Below are 16,704 nucleotides of genomic sequence, written 5' to 3' on the forward strand. Positions count from 1 at the left end.
ATCAGGGTTGCTGGCCGTCGATTCGCAACAGGTTCGACACCGATGCGACACCGTCGACGCGCCGCGCGGCCGCCGCCGCGAGATTCACCTGATTCGTATCCGTGACCGAACCGGCCAGCGTCACGTTGCCGTCGCGCACCCGCACGAGGATGCGCGTCGCGTTCAGGTTTTTGGTGCGTGCGAGCGCCGTGCCGACGCGGCGTTGCAGCTTGCGGTCGGCTGCCTTGCGTTGCGCCGGCGACAGGCTGGCCGGCGTAGGCGCCTGCGCGGCTTCCTGCACCGGCGCCGATGACGGGGCCGCCGCGCTCGCGGCATCGGATTGCGCATGGGCGGCGACGGTGCAGCATGCAGCCATCAGCAGCCCCGCGGCAAGTCGGGATGAAGTACGCATGATCGAATCACACTCCGGAAAAGCGGTTGAAGGAAACCTCAGAACTGCGTCATCAGGCCGATCGACACGCCGGTCGTCGCGCTCGCGCCGCGCCGCAGGTTCAGCGCCGCGATCGTCGCGGGGTCGCGCATGTATGCGCCGGTCATCCCGTTGCGGTCGACTTCGACATACAGCTCGGTGCGCTTCGACAGGAAGTACTCGGCGATCGCATAAGTCGTCAGCTTGTGGCCGTCCGCGCCCGACGCGTTGCCGAGATTGCGTGCGCGGTCGTAGAACGCGGCCGCGCTCAACTGCACCGCCGGCAGCGGCTGCACGACGACGCCGAACGACGGGATGTCGTCGCGCCGCGACGGCGCGCCGGCCTTGATCGCGGTGACGTTCAGCGATGCATAGCTCAGGTAGAAGCGGGCGCGGCCGAGCTGCAGCGTGCCGCCCGCCTGGATCGTCTGCGCCGATTGCGAGCCGTCGGGGCTGTACGTCTTCGCGTACGACGCGCCGCCCATCAGGTCGGCCAGCGTATACATCGCGGCCGCCGAATAGTTGGTGCCCGCGCGCGACGCGCCCGCGACGCCGCCCGGCGAATAGCTCGCGCCGACCCGCAACCCGCCCGCCTGCCCGAGATACTTGATCGTGTTGTTGAAGCGCGAATCGAGCGTGAAGAAGTTGCCGTCGAACAGCACGCCCGGCTCGACCGAAAGCGACTGCCCGCGCCCGCCGAGCGGATCGAGCGCGATGCCGAGATCCTCGGCCGCGTTGAACTGGCGGCCGAGCGTCACGCGGCCGAAATCGCCCGACAGGCCGACATACGCGGCCTGCGAAAACAGCGTGCCGGCCGTCTTCACCGCGCCGGTGCCGCTGTTGAACGCGCCATCGAGCACGAACAGCGCCTTCAGCCCGCCGCCGAGATCCTCCTTGCCGCGCAGCCCGAACTCGTTGCCCGCGATGATGTTGTTGTTGAAGCCGACCTGACTGCCGCCCGGCAAGCCGTTGACCCAGCGCACGCCGCCGCCGATCCGGCCGAACAGCGTCACGCTGGACTGCGCGTGCGCGGCCCCCGAAAGCGCGCCGATCAGCGCCGCTACCATCACCTTTCTCATGCGTCTCCTCCTTGTTGTCGAATCGTCGCTTTTCTTGCTTTCTTGCTTCCCTGCCAATCGATAAGGATTACTGCCTTTCAGGAACACTCTTTATTCCGGTACGGCCGATGCTGCGGCGTCAGCCGCGCGACTCGCGCATCGCGCCCGGCGTGTCGTGCGGCCGTTGCGCGAGGCGGCGCAGCGAACGTTGCGGATCGAGGCACAGCACGCCGAGCGCGCCGCACAGCACGAGCACCACGCCGCATACGAGGCTCGCCTGCTCGAAACCGCGCGCAGTCGACGCGCCGGCCGCCTCGATCAGCATGCCCGTCACGATCGGCGCGCCGAGGCCCGCGAGCGACGCGAAGCCGTTGCTGAGCGCGAGCACGCCGCCGCGCTGCGCATCGGGCGTGACTTCGGCCAGCATCGCCGGGCCGATCGAATACATCGTCAGCGTCATCCCGCTGCCGAGCGTCAGCGCCGCGAGCTTCGCCGCGCGCGGCAGGTCCGGCAGCGCGAGCGCCGCCAGCAGCAGCCCCGCGATCGCCAGCGTCGTCGCGACGAACACGCCGCGCCCGTAGCGCGATGGCACACCGCGCGCGAGCAGCACCTGCGACAGCCACGCCAGCGCGAGGCTGAGCGGCGAGGTCGTCGCGACGAACAGCGCGAACATCCGGCCCGCCGCATGCGGCTCGAAACCGAGCCCGAGCTGCAGATAGGCCGGCATCCACGTCAGGCTCATCGCCAGGATCCAGTTCGCCGCGAAATGCCCGAGGAAATTGCCGATCACCGTGCGATCGGTCAGCAGCAGCCCGTACGGCACACGTTCGTCGCGCGCGATGCCGGCCGTGCCCACCACGCGGCCGCCGCGCACCAGCGTGCCCTCCTCGCCGCACACGGCCCATGCGACGCACCACAGCGCGCCGAGCGCCGCGAGCACCGCGAAGTTCGCGCGCCAGCCCCAGTGCGTCGTCACGACCGGAATCGACAGGCCGGCGATCAGCATCCCGAGCGCGCTGCCCTGATGCAGCAGCGCGACCGGCAGGTTGCGCCGCGCATCCGGAAACCACTTGTAGAGCGCATGCACGGCAACCGGCGACGCGGGCCCTTCGCCCGCGCCGAGCAGCACGCGGCACGCGATCACGACCCAGATCGAACCCGCAACCAGCATCGGCAACTGCAGCACCGACCACGCGGCCGCCATCCCGAACAGCAGCCACTTCGCCGGCCAGCGGTTCGCGGCGATGCCGCCCGCGACGGCCGCGACCGCGAACAGCCAGTTGAGGCTGCCACCGATCAGGCCGAACTGGGTCGGGCTCAGATGCAGCTCGCGCATCATCGGCACCGACACGAGCCCGAGCGCCACCTTGTCGAGAAAATTCACCAGCATCATCAGCGCGAGCATGATCGCGATCGACCATGCCCGTGCCGGGCGGTATTGCGTGTCGCCTGTCGTCATCCGTGTCTCCGTGTTTTCTGTCAGGGCCGTCGTGCGCGGCCGCTACGCGTCGTGCTCGCCCAAGCCCGGCACGTGGTCGTCGCCGTCCGGCAGCCCCAGCGAGAACTTCACCGGAAAGCGCACGGCGAGCGCCCCGTCGATCTCGCGGGCGACGCCGCGCGCACGCACGTGCGGATCGGCGAACAGTTCGTCCGGGTCCAGGAGCGGCGACACAGGCAGGTCGAACCCGCGCAGCGCGCGCATCCAGTCGTCCAGCGTGCGGCTCGCGAATACCGACTTCAACAGTTCGCTGACCTCTGACTTGTGCCGTTGCCGGCCGGCGCGGCGTGCAAAACGCAGATCGCGCAGTGCAGGAAACGCGTCGCCGAGCGCATCGCCCAGCGTCATCCAAAACTTGTCCTCGAGGATGCCGAGCGCGAGATGGCGGCCGTCTGCCGTCTCGAACAGGTCGTTGTCGGGCATCACCCACGGCGCGTCGGACGATGCTGCGCGATGCGCGCGCGACGCCCATGCGGCTGGCGCCGTCCACGCGAGCGTCGCGTCGTGGATCGATACATCGAGGTGCTGCCCGTGCCCGTTCGCACGTGCGCTCGTCACGGCCACCGACAGCGCCAGCGCCGCATGCATCGCGGCCGCGTAGTCCGCGAGCCGCACACGCGGCCGCCCGACCACGTCGTCGACCTGCGCCGGGATCGCCCAGTAACCGGCTTCCGCGAGGAAATTCAGGTCGTGGCCGGGGCGTGCCGCATTCGGGCCATCCTGCCCGTAGCCCGAAATCGAGCACATCACGATGCGAGGGTTGATGCGCGCGAGCGTGTCGTAACCGATCCCGAGACGCGCCATCACGCCGGGCCGGAAGCCTTCGACGACGGCGTCGGCTCCGCGCACGAGATCGAGAAAGCGATCGCGATCCGCCGGCGCCTTCAGGTCGAGCGCGACCGAGCGCTTGCCGCGGTTGAACTGCGCGAACACGGCATCGCCGAGCAGGCGCGACGCGTCACCGGTGAGCGGCGGCTCGATCTTGACGACGTCGGCACCGAGCTGCCGAAGCAGCGCGCACGCATGCGGGCCCGGCAGCAACTGGCTCAGGTCCAGGATCGTCACGTCGTTCAGGCACGACCACGCGGGTTTCGCGTGCGGCTGCGCCGGAGCGTCATCGCGCGGGGCATCGATCGTCATCGCTCACGCTCCCGCGCCGGCCGGTTCGAGAATCGCCTTCGCGATCGTGTTGCGCTGGATCTCGCTCGTGCCGGTCAGGATCCGGAACATCCGCAGCTTGCGGAAGGTCTGCTCGACCGGATGGCCGCGCGTCACGCCGACGTTGCCGTGAATCTGCACGGCCTTGTCCGCGACCTCGAAGCAGCGCTCCGACACGAACAGCTTGCACGCGGCCGCCGCCATGCGCAGGTCGGCGCCCGCGTCGGCGAGCATGGCCGTGTGCGCGATCATGCTCTCGCACGCCCACAGCGCGGCGGCCATGTCGGCGAGCATGTGCTGGATCGCCTGAAAGCGCGCGATCGGGCCGCCAAACTGCCGGCGCGTGCGCGCGTAGTCGAGCGACGCACGATAGGCCGACATCGCGAGACCGAGCATCGTCGGGCAATGCAGCAGCCGGTTCACGTTGATCCGCGACATGCCGAGCTTGAAGCCGTTGCCGACGCCGCCGAACACGTTCTCGCGCGGCACGCGCACGTTGTCGAAGCGGATGTCCGCATCGATGTGCTGGCCCGACATCGGCACGTACTCGTGCTCGACGGTGACGCCCGGCAGGTCGAGATCGACGAGCACCGCCGTGATCTGCGGCGGCGTCGCGGCCGCGTCGGTCACGCACATCACGATCGCGAAATCGGCGAACGGCGCGCCGCTGATGTAGTGCTTCGCGCCGTTGATCACGAGCGAGTCGCCGTCCTCGGTCGCGCTCGTGCTGATGCTCATCGCGTCCGAGCCCGAATGCGGTTCGGTCAGCGCGAAGCAGGTCGATTTCTCGCCGCGCATCACCGGCTTGAAATAGCGTTCGAGCTGCGCGGGCGTCGCGTACTTCAGCATGTTGCCGACGCGCGGCGGCCCGCCCAGTTCGCCGAGCACGTGCGGCGCAAGCGCCGCGCCCGATGCGGCGAGGTCGGCCTTCAGCGCACAGGTCTCGACGATCGACAGGCCCTTGCCGCCGAGCGCGACGGGCAGGCTCGCGGTGTAGAAGCCGAGTTCGGACGAACGCCGCCACACGCGGCGCAGCACGTCGCGCGGCCACACGGCTTCGGAGTCGAGCCGCAGCTCGCGCTCGATCGGGCGCAATTCGTCGTCGACGAAGCGCAATACGGCCGCGCGCAGCGCGACGAATTCGGGGCGGTCCAGATGATCGAACATGGTGATGTCTCCTTCAGTTGACGCGGCGCGCGACGCCGTGCCAGTACTGCTCGCGTACGAGCTTGCGGGCGATCTTGCCGCTGGCGTTCTTCGGCAGCTCCGCGACGAAATCGACGGCACGCGGCAGCTTGTAGTCGGCGAGCAGCGCGCGGCAATGCGCGACAAGATCGGCGGCCTGCGCATCGCGGCCGGGCTTCAGCACGACGACGGCCTTCACGGCCTCGCCCCACTTTTCGTCGGGCACGCCGACTACGCACGCTTCGAGCACGTCCGCGTGCCGGTACAGCGTTGCCTCGACTTCCGTCGGGTACACGTTGAAGCCGCCCGAAATGATCATGTCGTTCTTGCGGTCGACGAGGTAGATGAAGCCTTCGTCGTCGGTGCGCGCGAGGTCGCCCGTATGCAGCCAGCCGTCGACCAGCACCTCACGCGTCAGCTCCGGCGCGTTCCAGTACCCCTGGAACACGTCCGCGCCGCGAATCACGATCTCGCCGATCGCGTCGCCTTCGACTTCGCGTCCGTTCGCGTCGACGACGCGCACCTCCGTCTCGCCGAGCGGCCGGCCGCACGACGCGAGCCGCGCATGATCGGACAGCAGCGCGTAGGCGTGATCGGCGATGCCGAGACGCGTGACGCCCGATGTCGACTCGCTGGCGCCGTAACCCTGCGACAGCACCGGGCCGATGCGCGACCACGCCTCCTCGATGCGCGCCGGCGCCATCGGCGCCGCGCCGTAACCCAGCACCTTCAGGCTGCGCAGGTCGGCGTGCACGAGGTCCGGCTCGTTCAGCACCATGTTGATCATCGCCGGCACCATGAACGCGTGCGTGATGCGCAACCGCGCCACGTCGGCGAGGAAGCGCGCGGGCTCGAACGCATCGAACAACACGAGCGTCGCGCCGCAGAACAGGTACGGCTGCATCAGCATGCCCGATGCGTGCGTGATCGGCCCGATCAGCGCGAGCCGGTCGCCGGGCTGCGCGGGACGGTCCATGCCCAGCACGATCTTGCGCAGCGATGCGAGCCGGTTGCCGTAGCTCTGCATCGCGGCCTTGATGCGCCCCGTCGAGCCGGACGAGAAATGCAGCACCGCGAGATCGTCGATGGCCGGCGCGTAGTCGGGCGTCGCGCTGCTGCCCTGCGCGAGCAGCATTTCGTAATCGAGGTAACCGTCGGTCGCGCCGTCGATCGATACGAACCGCTCCACCGACGCGAAGCCCGGCGAGTCCGGCGTGTAATGCGTATAGCCGCGGCCGCCGATGAACGCGACGGGCGTGCAGTTGCCGACGACATCGGCCGCCTCGGCCGCGGTGAAGCGCGGATTCAGCGCGGCCTTCACGAGGCCGGCCTTGTACAGCGCGCACTCGATCTCGACGAGCTCGATGGCGTTGCGGGCCTGCACGGCGATCCGCGCGCCGGGCGCGAAGCCCAGCCCGCGCAGCGCGTTCGCGAGGCGCGTCGAACGCTCGTCGAGCTGGCGGTAGGTGACGGCGCGGTCGCGATGCAGCACGGCGGGCTGGTCGCCCCAGTAACGGGCCGCGCGCCGCAGGAAGTAGGCGAAGCTCAAGCGAATTCTCCTGGTCGAACGATGCCGCCAGTCTGTAAGATGCACGGGCATCACCACAATGCATCACTGGCTATAAAGTCATAACCCGTGGGAATCCCCTGATGGATACGCGCGATCTGGAATACCTGCTGGCCGTCGAACGGCACGGCAGCATCGGCAAGGCCGCCGACGCGTTGGGCCTGTCGCAGCCGGCGCTGACCAAGGCCATGCAGCGGCTGGAGACGCAGGTCGGCGTGACGCTGTTCGAGCGAACCGCGAGCGGCATGACGCCGACGCCGGCCGGTGCGCGGTTCGTCGCGCGCGCGCAGCGGATCGCGCTCGAATTCGACGATGCGATGCAGGAGATGCGCGCGATCCGCGGCGGCGAGCAGGGTGTCGTGCGGATCGGCTACTCGCCGACCGTGCCGACCGCGCTGGTGCTCGGCGCGTGCCGGCAACTGATCGGCGAACGGCCGGCCGCGAAGCTGCGGCTGCGCTGCCGGCTCGCGCGCGAGCTGCTCGACCTGCTCGCGGCCGGCGAGCTCGATCTCGTCGTGGCGCCCGCGCCGACGCAGCCGGACCCGACGCTCGCGCGCGTCGAACTGTTCAGCGACCGCCTGTCGGTGCTCGCCGACGAAGCGCATCCGCTGCAGCGCAAGCGCGGCCTCACGCTCGCCGATCTCGTCGACCAGGAATGGCTGCTGCCCGAGACGACGCTGCCCGTGCGGCGCCAGATCGACGACGCGTTCCGCGCGCGCGGCCTGGCCGGCCCGCGCCTGCGTGTCGAAACGGATTTCGGCAGCACGTCGCTGCTGCACCTGCTGCGCGGCACGCCGCTGCTCTGCGTCGGCGGAACCGAGGCGCTCGATCAGCTCAACGGGCTGCGCGCGCTCGACCTGCTGCCCGGCGAACTCGACCTCGGACGGCGCATCGCCGCGATGCATCGGGCGGGCGCGTACCTGCCGCCGCTGGTGCAGCGCATCGTCGCGCTGCTGCAGGCGCGCGTGAAATAGCCGCGCGCCCCCGCCGCGACCATCATTTGCGGGAGTGATGACACTCCCCTTTTTCTGCGGATTTGACCGGGAAGGCGGTGCCGACAACACTAGCCCGCAGTGCCGCACAGACGGCGCGCGCCCGCCTCCCCCTTCAGAGTCCGCCATGTACCCGACCGACACCGTGCAATCCCCGAGCGCCGCCCGGCCGCTCGCCGACCGGCAACTGCGCCGGATCGTCATCGCCTCCGTCGCCGGAAACGCGATGGAGTGGTACGACTTTTTCGTGTACGGCACGGCCGCGGCGCTCGTGTTCGGCCACGTGTTCTTTCCGCCCGGCGCGTCGCCGCTCGCAGGCAGCCTCGCCGCGTTCGCGGCGTTCGCGCTTGGCTTCGTCGCGCGGCCGCTCGGCGGGATCGTGTTCGGCCACGTCGGCGATCGTTACGGGCGCAAGGCGTCGCTCGTGTGGACGCTGCTGATCATGGGCGCATCGACCTTCGCGATCGGCCTGCTGCCGACCTACGCGCAGGTCGGCCTGTGGGCGCCCGCGGCGCTCGTCGCGCTGCGCCTGCTGCAGGGCATCGCGTCCGGCGGCGAATGGGGCGGCGGCGTGCTGATGATCAGCGAGAACGCACCGCCCGAGCAGCGCGGTTATTACGCGGCATGGAGCCAGCTCGGCGTGGGCGGCGGCTTCGTGCTGTCGTCGGCCGCGTTTCTCGCCGCGCAGGCGCTGCCGGACGACGCGTTCCGCGCGTGGGGCTGGCGGCTGCCGTTCCTCGCGAGCATCGCCATCTTCGCGATCGGCATCTATATCCGCCGCCATCTGCCGGAAAGCCGCGACTTCGAGCAGGCCGGCAAGCGCGGCGCGCACACGCATCTGCCGATCGTCGAATGCCTGCGCCGCCACCCGAAGGAAATCCTGCTCGCGATGGGGCTGCGCGTGGCCGAGAACGGCGGCGCGTACATCTTCCTCGCGTTCTCGCTCGTCTACGGCAAGTACGTCGGCATCCCGAACGGCGTGATGCTGACCGGCGTGATGATCGCGATGATCGTCGAGATGGGCGCGATGCTCGCGTGGGGCCGGCTGTCCGACCGGATCGGCCGCAAGCCCGTGTACCTGATCGGCGCGCTGAGCCTCGTCGCCTGCGCGTTCCCGTTCTTCTGGCTGCTCGACACGCGGGCAACGCCGCTCGTGTGGCTCGCGCTGACGATCGGCACGGCCGTCAGCCACGGCGCGATGATCGGCACGCTGCCCGCGCTCGTCGGCGAGCTGTTCAGCACCGAGGTGCGCTACTCGGGCGTCGCGCTCGGCCATGAAGTCGCGTCGATCTTCGCGGGCGGAATGTCGCCGCTGATCGCGACCGCGCTGCTCGCGCGTTATCACGCGTCGTGGCCCGTCTCGCTGTTCCTCGTCGCGCTCGGCCTCGTCACGGTCGCGACGCTGTGCGTGATGCGCGAGACGCGCACCACGCAGCCCGACGGTTCGCGCGGCGACGCGGCGTGACCGCGCAACGCTCAGCGCGCGCCGGTGCGCCGCGCGCCGTCGAACGCCGGCGCCAGCCCGAGGTGGTCGAGCAGCCGCGCGAACTCGCCGAGCCGCTGCCGCATGTACGCGGGCACGTCGACCTCCGCATAGTCGTGGAAGCCGGCGCCCGTGCGCACGCCGTCGCGCCCGGCCTCCATGTTGTGCACGACGCTGTCGGCCGGCGCGAAGCGCGGGCCGATCTCGCCGGCCAGGTACGTCGACGCGTAATACAGGATGTCGCAGCCGCCCCAGTCGATGAATTCGAGCAGCCCGAGCACCGCGAAGCGCGGGCCGAAACCCGTGCGGATCGCCGTGTCGATGTCCTCGGCGCTCGCGACGCCCTCCTCGACCATCCGCGCGGCCTCGTTCATCGCGAGCGCCTGGATGCGCGGCACGATATAACCGGGCGCCGGCCCGCAGATCACCGGTTTCTTGCCGACCCGCACGAGCAGCGCCGCGAGCCGATCGACGACGGACGGATCCGTCGCGTCGCTGCGGCTGATCTCGACGAGCGGCATCAGCAGCGCGGGGTTCAGCCAGTGCGCGTTCAGCATCCGTGCCGGATGCTCGACATGGCGCTGCAACTCGGTGACGACGAACGTCGACGTCGTCGACGCGATCGTTGCGCGTGCATCGACGTGCGCGCCAAGCCAGCGCAGTGCGTCGGCCTTCGCGTCGAGCACTTCGGGCAGCGCCTCGAACACGACGTCGGCGTCGCGTACCGCTTCCGCCGCGCCGTCCCGAGCGACGAGCGCGATACGGGCGACGACGGCGTCGGCCTGCGCGGCATCGATGCGGCCGAGCGCGACCTGCGCGTGCAGCGGCCGTGCGATCTCGTCGCGCGTACGTGCATCGAATGCGCGCCATCCGGCCGCGTCGCGCGGCTTGAAGTCGACCAGCGTCACGTCGAGCCCCGCGAACGCGAACACGAGCGCGATGCCCTGCCCCATGCGTCCCGCACCGAGCACGTGCACGCGCGTCACATCGGCGGCCGCGATCATGCCGCGTACCCCGCGTCGAGCAGCGCGCGCAGCGCGTCGTGCGACAGCGCCGCCAGCCCGAGCCGCTCCAGCGTGCGGCCTTCCGCATACAGGTCACGCACCGCGACCGCGCTCGCGATGCTCAGCAGCCCCTGCGCAACGGGCGTCGGCACACCGGCCCAGCGCCCGCACGACACGATGAGCGACAGCCCGAGCCGGGTGTCCTCGAGCATGTAGCGATGCGTGCGCAGATCGATCTTCTCGCGCCAGTCGCCGCTATCGGTCAGCTTGCCGTGCGCGCCTCTCCCGTACATCCACTCGTCGCCGTCGGCCGCGTAGTGATCCGCGAGCGGGAAATGCGGCGCGCGATAACCGAGCGCTTCGCGCACCGCAATGCGCTCGGCGTCGAGCGCGTTCGTCACACGGCGGATCGCCGGTTGCGTGCCTTCGTTATGGATGTCCCACGCGTCGAAGTGTTCGAGCGGCCCCGCGTTCATCAGGATCAGCGGCGGATGGATCACGGGCCCCGCGTTCATCAGCGCGCCGGACAACGCGTCCTCGACCGGCTCGACCGACGGATAACCCGCGCGCAGCACGTCGAACGCCCAGCCGGCCGCATTCGCCGGAAACACGCCGGTCGGCAGGCGCGTCGCATACGCGCTGATCACGACCTCGTTGTCGCCATGCTTGCGCACCAGGTACGGCAACGTGCCCGTCTCGGCGAACGCGACACGCGAACGATTGCCGACGTCGGCCGCCGCACGCGCGAACACGACGCTGCCGAACGTGCCGGGCGGCAGGAACACGACCTGGCCGTCCTCCAGCAGCGGCGCGACCTGCGCGGCGAGTGCGTCGTGCGACGTGGCCGGCAGCGGCACCACGACGAGCCGCGCGCCGCGCAGCGCGGCCGCGAGATCGTCGGTCAGGCGAATCGCGCCGGGCGCGTCGCCGAGCGGAACCGGCCGCTTGCCGCGATAGTCGGTCACGTTCAATACGCCGAGCTCGCGCAGCCGCGCGTGCGGCTCGCGATCGCGCCGCCACCATGTCACGTCGTGCCCCTTCTCGAGCAGGTCGATAACCGCCGCATGGCAGCCGTGGCCGCCGCCCAGTACACATACCTTCATCGTCGTCTCCGGTTGATCAAGTGTGATCGAGACTACGCGGCCGCCCCCGTCGCGTCGCTTCAAAACGCGCAACGGCACGCCCGTTCGCGCAACGCAATCGCGGCACTACGTATGCGCCGCCCGCGCATGTTGACGCGCCAACGCATCCGCTCCGAGGCCCACGAATGGATATCGCCCTTTCCCGCCATGCGCCGAACCGGCTCGGCACGCTGCAGGCGCCCGACGAAGTCGAACGCGCGGTCGCGCACCGGCTCGGACCGCACCGGATGGCCGCGCGCGGCCGCGATCCGTTTCGCGCGGAACTGTACGAGGTGCCGCTGCATCACGGCGCGCTGCTCGAACTCTGCTACGGCCGCGAAACCCGCATCGATTTCGGCGGCGACGCCGATCATTTCCTGTTCAGGCTGACGCTCGCGGGCGCCTGCGAGTTGCAGGCCGGCGCCTCGGTCGCGCACGCGGGCCCCGGCGAACTGACCGTGTCGTCGCCCGCGCTCGCGAGCCGCCTGAGCACGAGCCCCGATTGCCGCAACCTCGTGCTGCGGCTCGAACGCGGCGCGCTCGAACGCAAGCTGCAGGACATGCTGCACGCGACGCTCGCGCGACCGCTGCAGTTCGAACTCGCGGCCGGCGGCACCGGCACGGGCGCCGCACTCATGCTGCCGACGTTCGAGTATCTGTGCCGGCTCGGCGCGCAGCCGGGCATCGGCACGGCCGAGACCACCTTCGGCGCCGATCTCACCGCGTGGCTGATGTCGCTGCTGCTCACGCACCTGCCGCATTCATACAGCGACGCGCTCGCGCGCGGCACGCCACTGCTGCCGGCGCACGTGCGCCGAGCATGCGACCACGTCGACGCGCATCTCGGCGAACCGCTCGCGCTCGCCGCGCTGGCGGCTGTCGCGGGCGTCGCGCCGCGCACGCTGCAGCACGCGTTCCGCGCGTTCCTGCACACCACGCCGGCCGCCTACGTGCGCGAGCGCCGGCTCGCCGCCGTGCACGCGGCGCTGCAACGCGGCGACGCGCGCAGCGTGACCGACGTGCTGATCGCGCACGGCATCCATGGCTTCGGCCATTTCGCGAAGGCGTATGCGCGGCGTTACGGCCACGCGCCTTCCGTCACCGCGAGGCAAACACGATGACGCACTCCGCCCCCGGCCGCCCCGCGGCCCCCGCCCGCACCGAACCTTCCGCGCGCGACGCCGACGCACACGACGGCCTGCGCGTGCAGGATCTCGATCTCAACTTGCTGAAGACGTTTCGCGCGGTCTACGAGGAGCGGCATGTCGGCCGCGCAGCGCTGCGGCTCGGCGTCACGCAGCCGTCCGTCAGCTACGCGCTCGGCCGGCTGCGGCTGATGTTCCGCGACGCGCTGTTCGTGCGTACCGGCACCGGTGTCGAACCCACGCCGCGTGCGCAGCGGCTCGCGCTATCGGTCGACAAGGCGCTCGCGATCCTGCAGGACGTGCTCGACGAAGGCTCGCGCTTCGCGCCCGACAGCACGCAGCGCGTGTTCCGCCTGCACATGAGCGATTTCGCGGCGAGCGCGTTCCTGCCGACGATGCTCGCCGAATTCGACCGCCGTGCGCCGGGCGCGGTGATCGAGACGCTGCATGTCGACGAATGCCAGCTCAACGTCGCGCTCGAATCGGGGCGCATCGATTTCGCGCTCGGGCATTTCGCCGACGCGTCGAGCCACTTCCAGCGCACCGCGTTGCTGCACGAGCGCTGCGTGCTGTTGATGCCGCGCCGCACCGCGCGGCGCGTCGCGCTGCCCGACGATTTCGTGCTCGACGGCACGGCGCCCGACGCGCTACGCTTCGTCGCGGTCACGTCGCATCCGCAATCGATGCAGTTGCTCGAACGGCACGGGCTGATGCCGCGCGTACGCGCGGCGCTGCCCGATTTCATGGTGGTGCCCGCGCTGCTGCGCGACGGCGACTACGCGCTGATCCTGCCGGAGACCATCGCGATCACGTTCGCGGCGCGGCAGCCGTGCACGCTGTACGAGATCGCCGACGCCAGCGAATGGGCCGTCAATGCGTACTGGCACCGGCGCTTCGATGCGGACCCCGGCCATCGCTGGCTGCGCGCGCTGCTGCTCGAACTGTTCAGCATCGGCCAGCAGGCGCCGTTCGACGCATGGCTCGCGCCGCAGCCGCCGGCCTGCGCATAACGACGCACGCCGGCGCGGGCCGGCCGGCGTGGCCGCGAAGCTCAGAACGACGTGAGGATGCCCGCGACGATCGAGCTGGCGGTCGCGCCGGGCTTCGCAACCGCGACGCCGCCGCCCGCCGCGCCGTTGACGACGAAGCGCGCATGCGCGCCGTTGCGCACCATCGCGGCGCCCGTGTACAGCACCGTGCGTTTCGACAGCGGATAGTCGAAGCGGATGCCGTACGAATCGGCGTTGCCTTCGCTGTCCGCGACCTTGCGGTAGTGGCCGACGCTCAGCAGCAGCGACGCGCGCCCGATCGGCACCGTCGCGCTCAGTTCCATGATGTCGCTGTGCGGATACGCGCTCTGGCTGTCGATCGCGGTCGCGACGTCGGGCCCGCCGCGATGGCGCATATACAGCGCGGCGACCTTCACGACGCTGAAGTCGTACGAGATCGCGCCGACCGTGTAGTTCCCGTTCGCGGCCGGGCTCGTGTCGCCGAGGGTGGACGCGGCAACCGGGCTGAACTTCTGCTGCATGGTGTCGACGTCGACCGACAGGCCGCCGCGCGCGTAGTTGACGCCCGCGCCATACGTATCGCCGAGCGTCGCCGGTTGCCCGGCCGCGCCGTTGGTGCCGCGCGCGGCCATCGCGCGCAGCATGAAGCCCGCATAGCGCGGCGACGTGTAGCGCATCGAGTTGCGCACGCGCAGGAATGCCGGCCCGACGAAGTTGTTGGTCGCATTGCCCCATGCGAGCCCCGCGCCGAGGCCCGGTAGGCTGTACGTGACGAGCGTCGTATGCACGATCGTATAAAGCTCGCCGAACTGCACGCCGCCGAACGGCCCCGTGATGCCGACCCACGCTTCGCGGCCGAACAGCGCGCTGCTGTTCGACAGCGCGCCGCTCGCCGCGTTGAAGCCGTCCTCGAGCTTGAAGATCGTCGCATAACCACCGCCGAGATCCTCGACGCCCTTCAGCCCCCACTGCGACGCGAACAGGTTGCCGCTGCCCATGCGCGTCACGTGGTTCGGGCCGGCGTTCGCGTATTCGATCGCGGTGTCGACGCGGCCGTAGAGCGTCACGCTCGATTGCGCGGCGGCGGGCAGCGCCGCGCTGGCGAGCAGCACGGCAAGCGGTACGGCAAGCCGGTCGGCCCGCCTGTTCGGATGGTTCATCGTTGTCGTCCCGTAGAAGTGCCGGCGCCTGTCGGCATCGCGCCGTCTGGTGTGAAGCGCGTTCGCCGCGAAGGGCCAACGCCGCCAATGCAAAACGGGCCGAGTCTAGGAACGACAATTTCGGACGTCGACGCAATGCGATCTATAACGCTTATAGACGCGCCGCATGAAGCGCGCGCGCCCCGCCACATGCGTGTTGCGCGGCGCCCTGCGCACACGGCCTCGGTGTTTTCTTTATCCGGGTCGGTAAATGTCCGTGTGGCGCGGCTGTCACTCCGGCTATGGCGGCCGAATTTGGCCGACTACGCTGCGTCTCCGATCGTGTCACCCGCACGCTTTCGCGCCGCGCCGGTGCCGGCCAGCAAGGCCGATGCCGCGCATCCCCACCGCCCGCTCCTGGAGAATCCGCATGTCCGCATCCACGGCCCGCGCTGCCGACGGCAAGCGCTATACGTACGAATGGTATGTCGTCGTCATCTGCATGCTCGCGTACGTCTTTTCGTTCGTCGACCGCCAGGTCCTCGTGCTGATGATCGAGCCGATCAAGCGCGACCTGCACCTGTCCGATACGCAGTTCAGCCTGCTCAACGGCTTCGCGTTCTCGCTGTTCTACGCGGTGATGGGGCTGCCCGTCGCGTATCTCGCCGACCGTTACGCGCGCCCGCGGATCATCTCGATCGGCATCGCGCTGTGGAGCGTCGCGACCGCCGCATGCGGGCTCAGCCAGCATTTCGTGCAGATGTTCATCGCACGCATGGGTGTCGGCGTCGGCGAGGCCGCGCTGTCGCCCGGCGCGTATTCGATGCTGGCCGACTACTTCCCGAAGGAGAAGCTCGGGCGCGCGATCGCCGTGTATTCGCTCGGCTCGTTCATCGGCGGCGGCGTGGCGTTCCTGATCGGCGGCTACGTGATCGCGCTGCTCAAGCATGCGAGCGCGTTCACGCTGCCGGTAGTCGGGCAGGTGCATGCGTGGCAGGTCACGTTCCTGATCGTCGGGTTGCCGGGGCTCTTCGTCGCGCTGCTGTTCGCCGCGACCGTGCGCGACCCGCAGCGCAAGGGGCTCGCGCAGGATCGCTCGGGTGCCGTGCGGCGCGTGTCGATGCGCGATTCGCTGCGCTTCGTCGGCACGCACCGCGCGACCTTCGCGTGCCACTACCTCGGCTTCTCGTTCTACGCGATGACGCTGTACTGCCTGCTGAGCTGGACGCCCGCGTTCTATATCCGCCGCTTCGGGATGACGGCCGTCGAAGCCGGCTACACGCTCGGCATCGTGCTGCTGGTCGCGAACACCGCCGGCGTGTTCTGCGGCGGCTGGCTCAACGACTGGCTGCTGCGGCTCGGCCGCAACGATGCGCCGATGCGCGCCGGCGCGATCGGCGCCGCGTGCATGGTGATCCCCGCGACGCTGTTCACGCAGCTCGACTCCCTGCCGGCGTCGCTCGCGATGCTCGTCGTCGCGATGTTCTTCGCGTCGTTCCCGATGCCGACGTCGACCGCCGCGATGCAGACGCTCGCGCCGAACCAGATGCGCGCGCAGATCTCCGCGCTGTTCCTGCTCGTGTCAAACCTGATCGCGCTCGGGATCGGCACGACCGTCGTCGCGCTGTTCACCGATCGCGTGTTCGGCGCGCCGGCGGCGGTCGGCCATTCGATGTCGATCGTCAACGTCGCGGCGGCCACGCTCGCCGCGCTGCTGCTCGCCGCCGGGTGCCGGCACTATCGCCGCAGCCTCGATCGCGAACGCGGTCATGCATCGGCCGTGGTACCGCACACGGCCGATGCGGGCGACGCGGTCGCCGCACGCTGACCGCAACCGGCCGCCCGACAATTATCAACACGACTGATTCCGGCATCGATTTTTTATCGATTTGATTTATGTGATGCCCATCCCTATTCTCGATCGCATGACGGCGC

Annotated in this window: 14 protein-coding genes; 5 read left to right on the forward strand and 9 right to left on the reverse strand. The window is 69.9% G+C overall.

What is annotated here, in order from left to right; translation table 11 throughout:
• Position 1: 1 nt before the first annotated feature.
• The 6 genes from ACTRWB_RS02015 to ACTRWB_RS02040 all read right to left on the reverse strand — a co-directional run bounded on the left by ACTRWB_RS02015 (position 2) and on the right by ACTRWB_RS02040 (position 6,857).
• On the reverse strand, positions 2-391 hold the full coding sequence (locus ACTRWB_RS02015; RefSeq protein ID WP_446900740.1) for a BON domain-containing protein: 390 nt from the start codon (positions 389-391) through the stop codon (positions 2-4).
• 38 nt (positions 392-429) lie between these two features.
• The gene (locus tag ACTRWB_RS02020; RefSeq protein WP_446900741.1) at positions 430-1,488 is read right to left on the reverse strand and encodes a porin; all 1,059 of its coding nucleotides are present in this window, start codon (positions 1,486-1,488) and stop codon (positions 430-432) included.
• A 118-nt stretch (positions 1,489-1,606) separates the two neighbouring features.
• Positions 1,607-2,926: an MFS transporter gene (locus tag ACTRWB_RS02025; RefSeq protein ID WP_446900742.1), complete on the reverse strand. Its 1,320-nt coding sequence runs from the start codon at positions 2,924-2,926 to the stop codon at positions 1,607-1,609.
• Between the two features lie 42 nt (positions 2,927-2,968).
• Entirely contained in the window at positions 2,969-4,105 is a 1,137-nt protein-coding gene (locus tag ACTRWB_RS02030; RefSeq protein ID WP_446900743.1) for a CaiB/BaiF CoA transferase family protein, read from the reverse strand.
• Positions 4,106-4,108: 3 nt separating this feature from the next.
• Positions 4,109-5,290 carry an acyl-CoA dehydrogenase family protein gene (locus ACTRWB_RS02035; protein ID WP_446900744.1) on the reverse strand — a complete coding sequence of 394 codons (1,182 nt, stop codon included), beginning with the start codon at positions 5,288-5,290 and terminating at the stop codon, positions 4,109-4,111.
• A 13-nt stretch (positions 5,291-5,303) separates the two neighbouring features.
• Positions 5,304-6,857, reverse strand: coding sequence for an AMP-binding protein (locus tag ACTRWB_RS02040; protein ID WP_446900745.1), 1,554 nt, complete (start codon positions 6,855-6,857; stop codon positions 5,304-5,306).
• A gap of 101 nt (positions 6,858-6,958) precedes the next feature.
• Here ACTRWB_RS02040 and ACTRWB_RS02045 point away from each other — a divergent pair, with 101 nt between their 5' ends.
• Both ACTRWB_RS02045 and ACTRWB_RS02050 read left to right on the forward strand, forming a co-directional pair.
• Positions 6,959-7,849, forward strand: a complete 891-nt coding sequence (locus tag ACTRWB_RS02045) for a LysR family transcriptional regulator (RefSeq protein ID WP_129516642.1) — start codon at positions 6,959-6,961, stop codon at positions 7,847-7,849.
• Positions 7,850-7,994: 145 nt separating this feature from the next.
• On the forward strand, positions 7,995-9,332 hold the full coding sequence (locus ACTRWB_RS02050) for an MFS transporter (RefSeq protein ID WP_446900746.1): 1,338 nt from the start codon (positions 7,995-7,997) through the stop codon (positions 9,330-9,332).
• 11 nt (positions 9,333-9,343) lie between these two features.
• Here the strand turns inward: ACTRWB_RS02050 and ACTRWB_RS02055 are convergent, their stop codons facing one another.
• Positions 9,344-10,354, reverse strand: a complete 1,011-nt coding sequence (locus ACTRWB_RS02055) for a 3-hydroxybutyryl-CoA dehydrogenase (RefSeq protein WP_446900747.1) — start codon at positions 10,352-10,354, stop codon at positions 9,344-9,346.
• Complete coding sequence (locus ACTRWB_RS02060; protein WP_446900748.1) at positions 10,351-11,457, reverse strand: NAD/NADP octopine/nopaline dehydrogenase family protein; 1,107 nt, start codon at positions 11,455-11,457, stop codon at positions 10,351-10,353. The genes ACTRWB_RS02055 and ACTRWB_RS02060 overlap by 4 nt, the downstream gene beginning before the upstream one ends.
• A gap of 164 nt (positions 11,458-11,621) precedes the next feature.
• Here ACTRWB_RS02060 and ACTRWB_RS02065 point away from each other — a divergent pair, with 164 nt between their 5' ends.
• Both ACTRWB_RS02065 and ACTRWB_RS02070 read left to right on the forward strand, forming a co-directional pair.
• Positions 11,622-12,596, forward strand: a complete 975-nt coding sequence (locus ACTRWB_RS02065) for an AraC family transcriptional regulator (protein WP_446900749.1) — start codon at positions 11,622-11,624, stop codon at positions 12,594-12,596.
• Positions 12,593-13,630, forward strand: coding sequence for a LysR family transcriptional regulator (locus tag ACTRWB_RS02070; RefSeq protein WP_446900750.1), 1,038 nt, complete (start codon positions 12,593-12,595; stop codon positions 13,628-13,630). The genes ACTRWB_RS02065 and ACTRWB_RS02070 overlap by 4 nt, the downstream gene beginning before the upstream one ends.
• Positions 13,631-13,671: 41 nt before the next feature.
• Here ACTRWB_RS02070 and ACTRWB_RS02075 read toward each other — a convergent pair whose 3' ends face one another.
• Entirely contained in the window at positions 13,672-14,790 is a 1,119-nt protein-coding gene (locus ACTRWB_RS02075) for a porin (protein ID WP_446900751.1), read from the reverse strand.
• 409 nt (positions 14,791-15,199) lie between these two features.
• Between ACTRWB_RS02075 and ACTRWB_RS02080 the strand changes: the two genes are divergently transcribed.
• Entirely contained in the window at positions 15,200-16,597 is a 1,398-nt protein-coding gene (locus ACTRWB_RS02080) for a spinster family MFS transporter (protein ID WP_446900752.1), read from the forward strand.
• The last annotated feature ends 107 nt before the right edge of the window (positions 16,598-16,704 follow it).

Source organism: Burkholderia sp. YIM B11467, assembly GCF_052952715.1.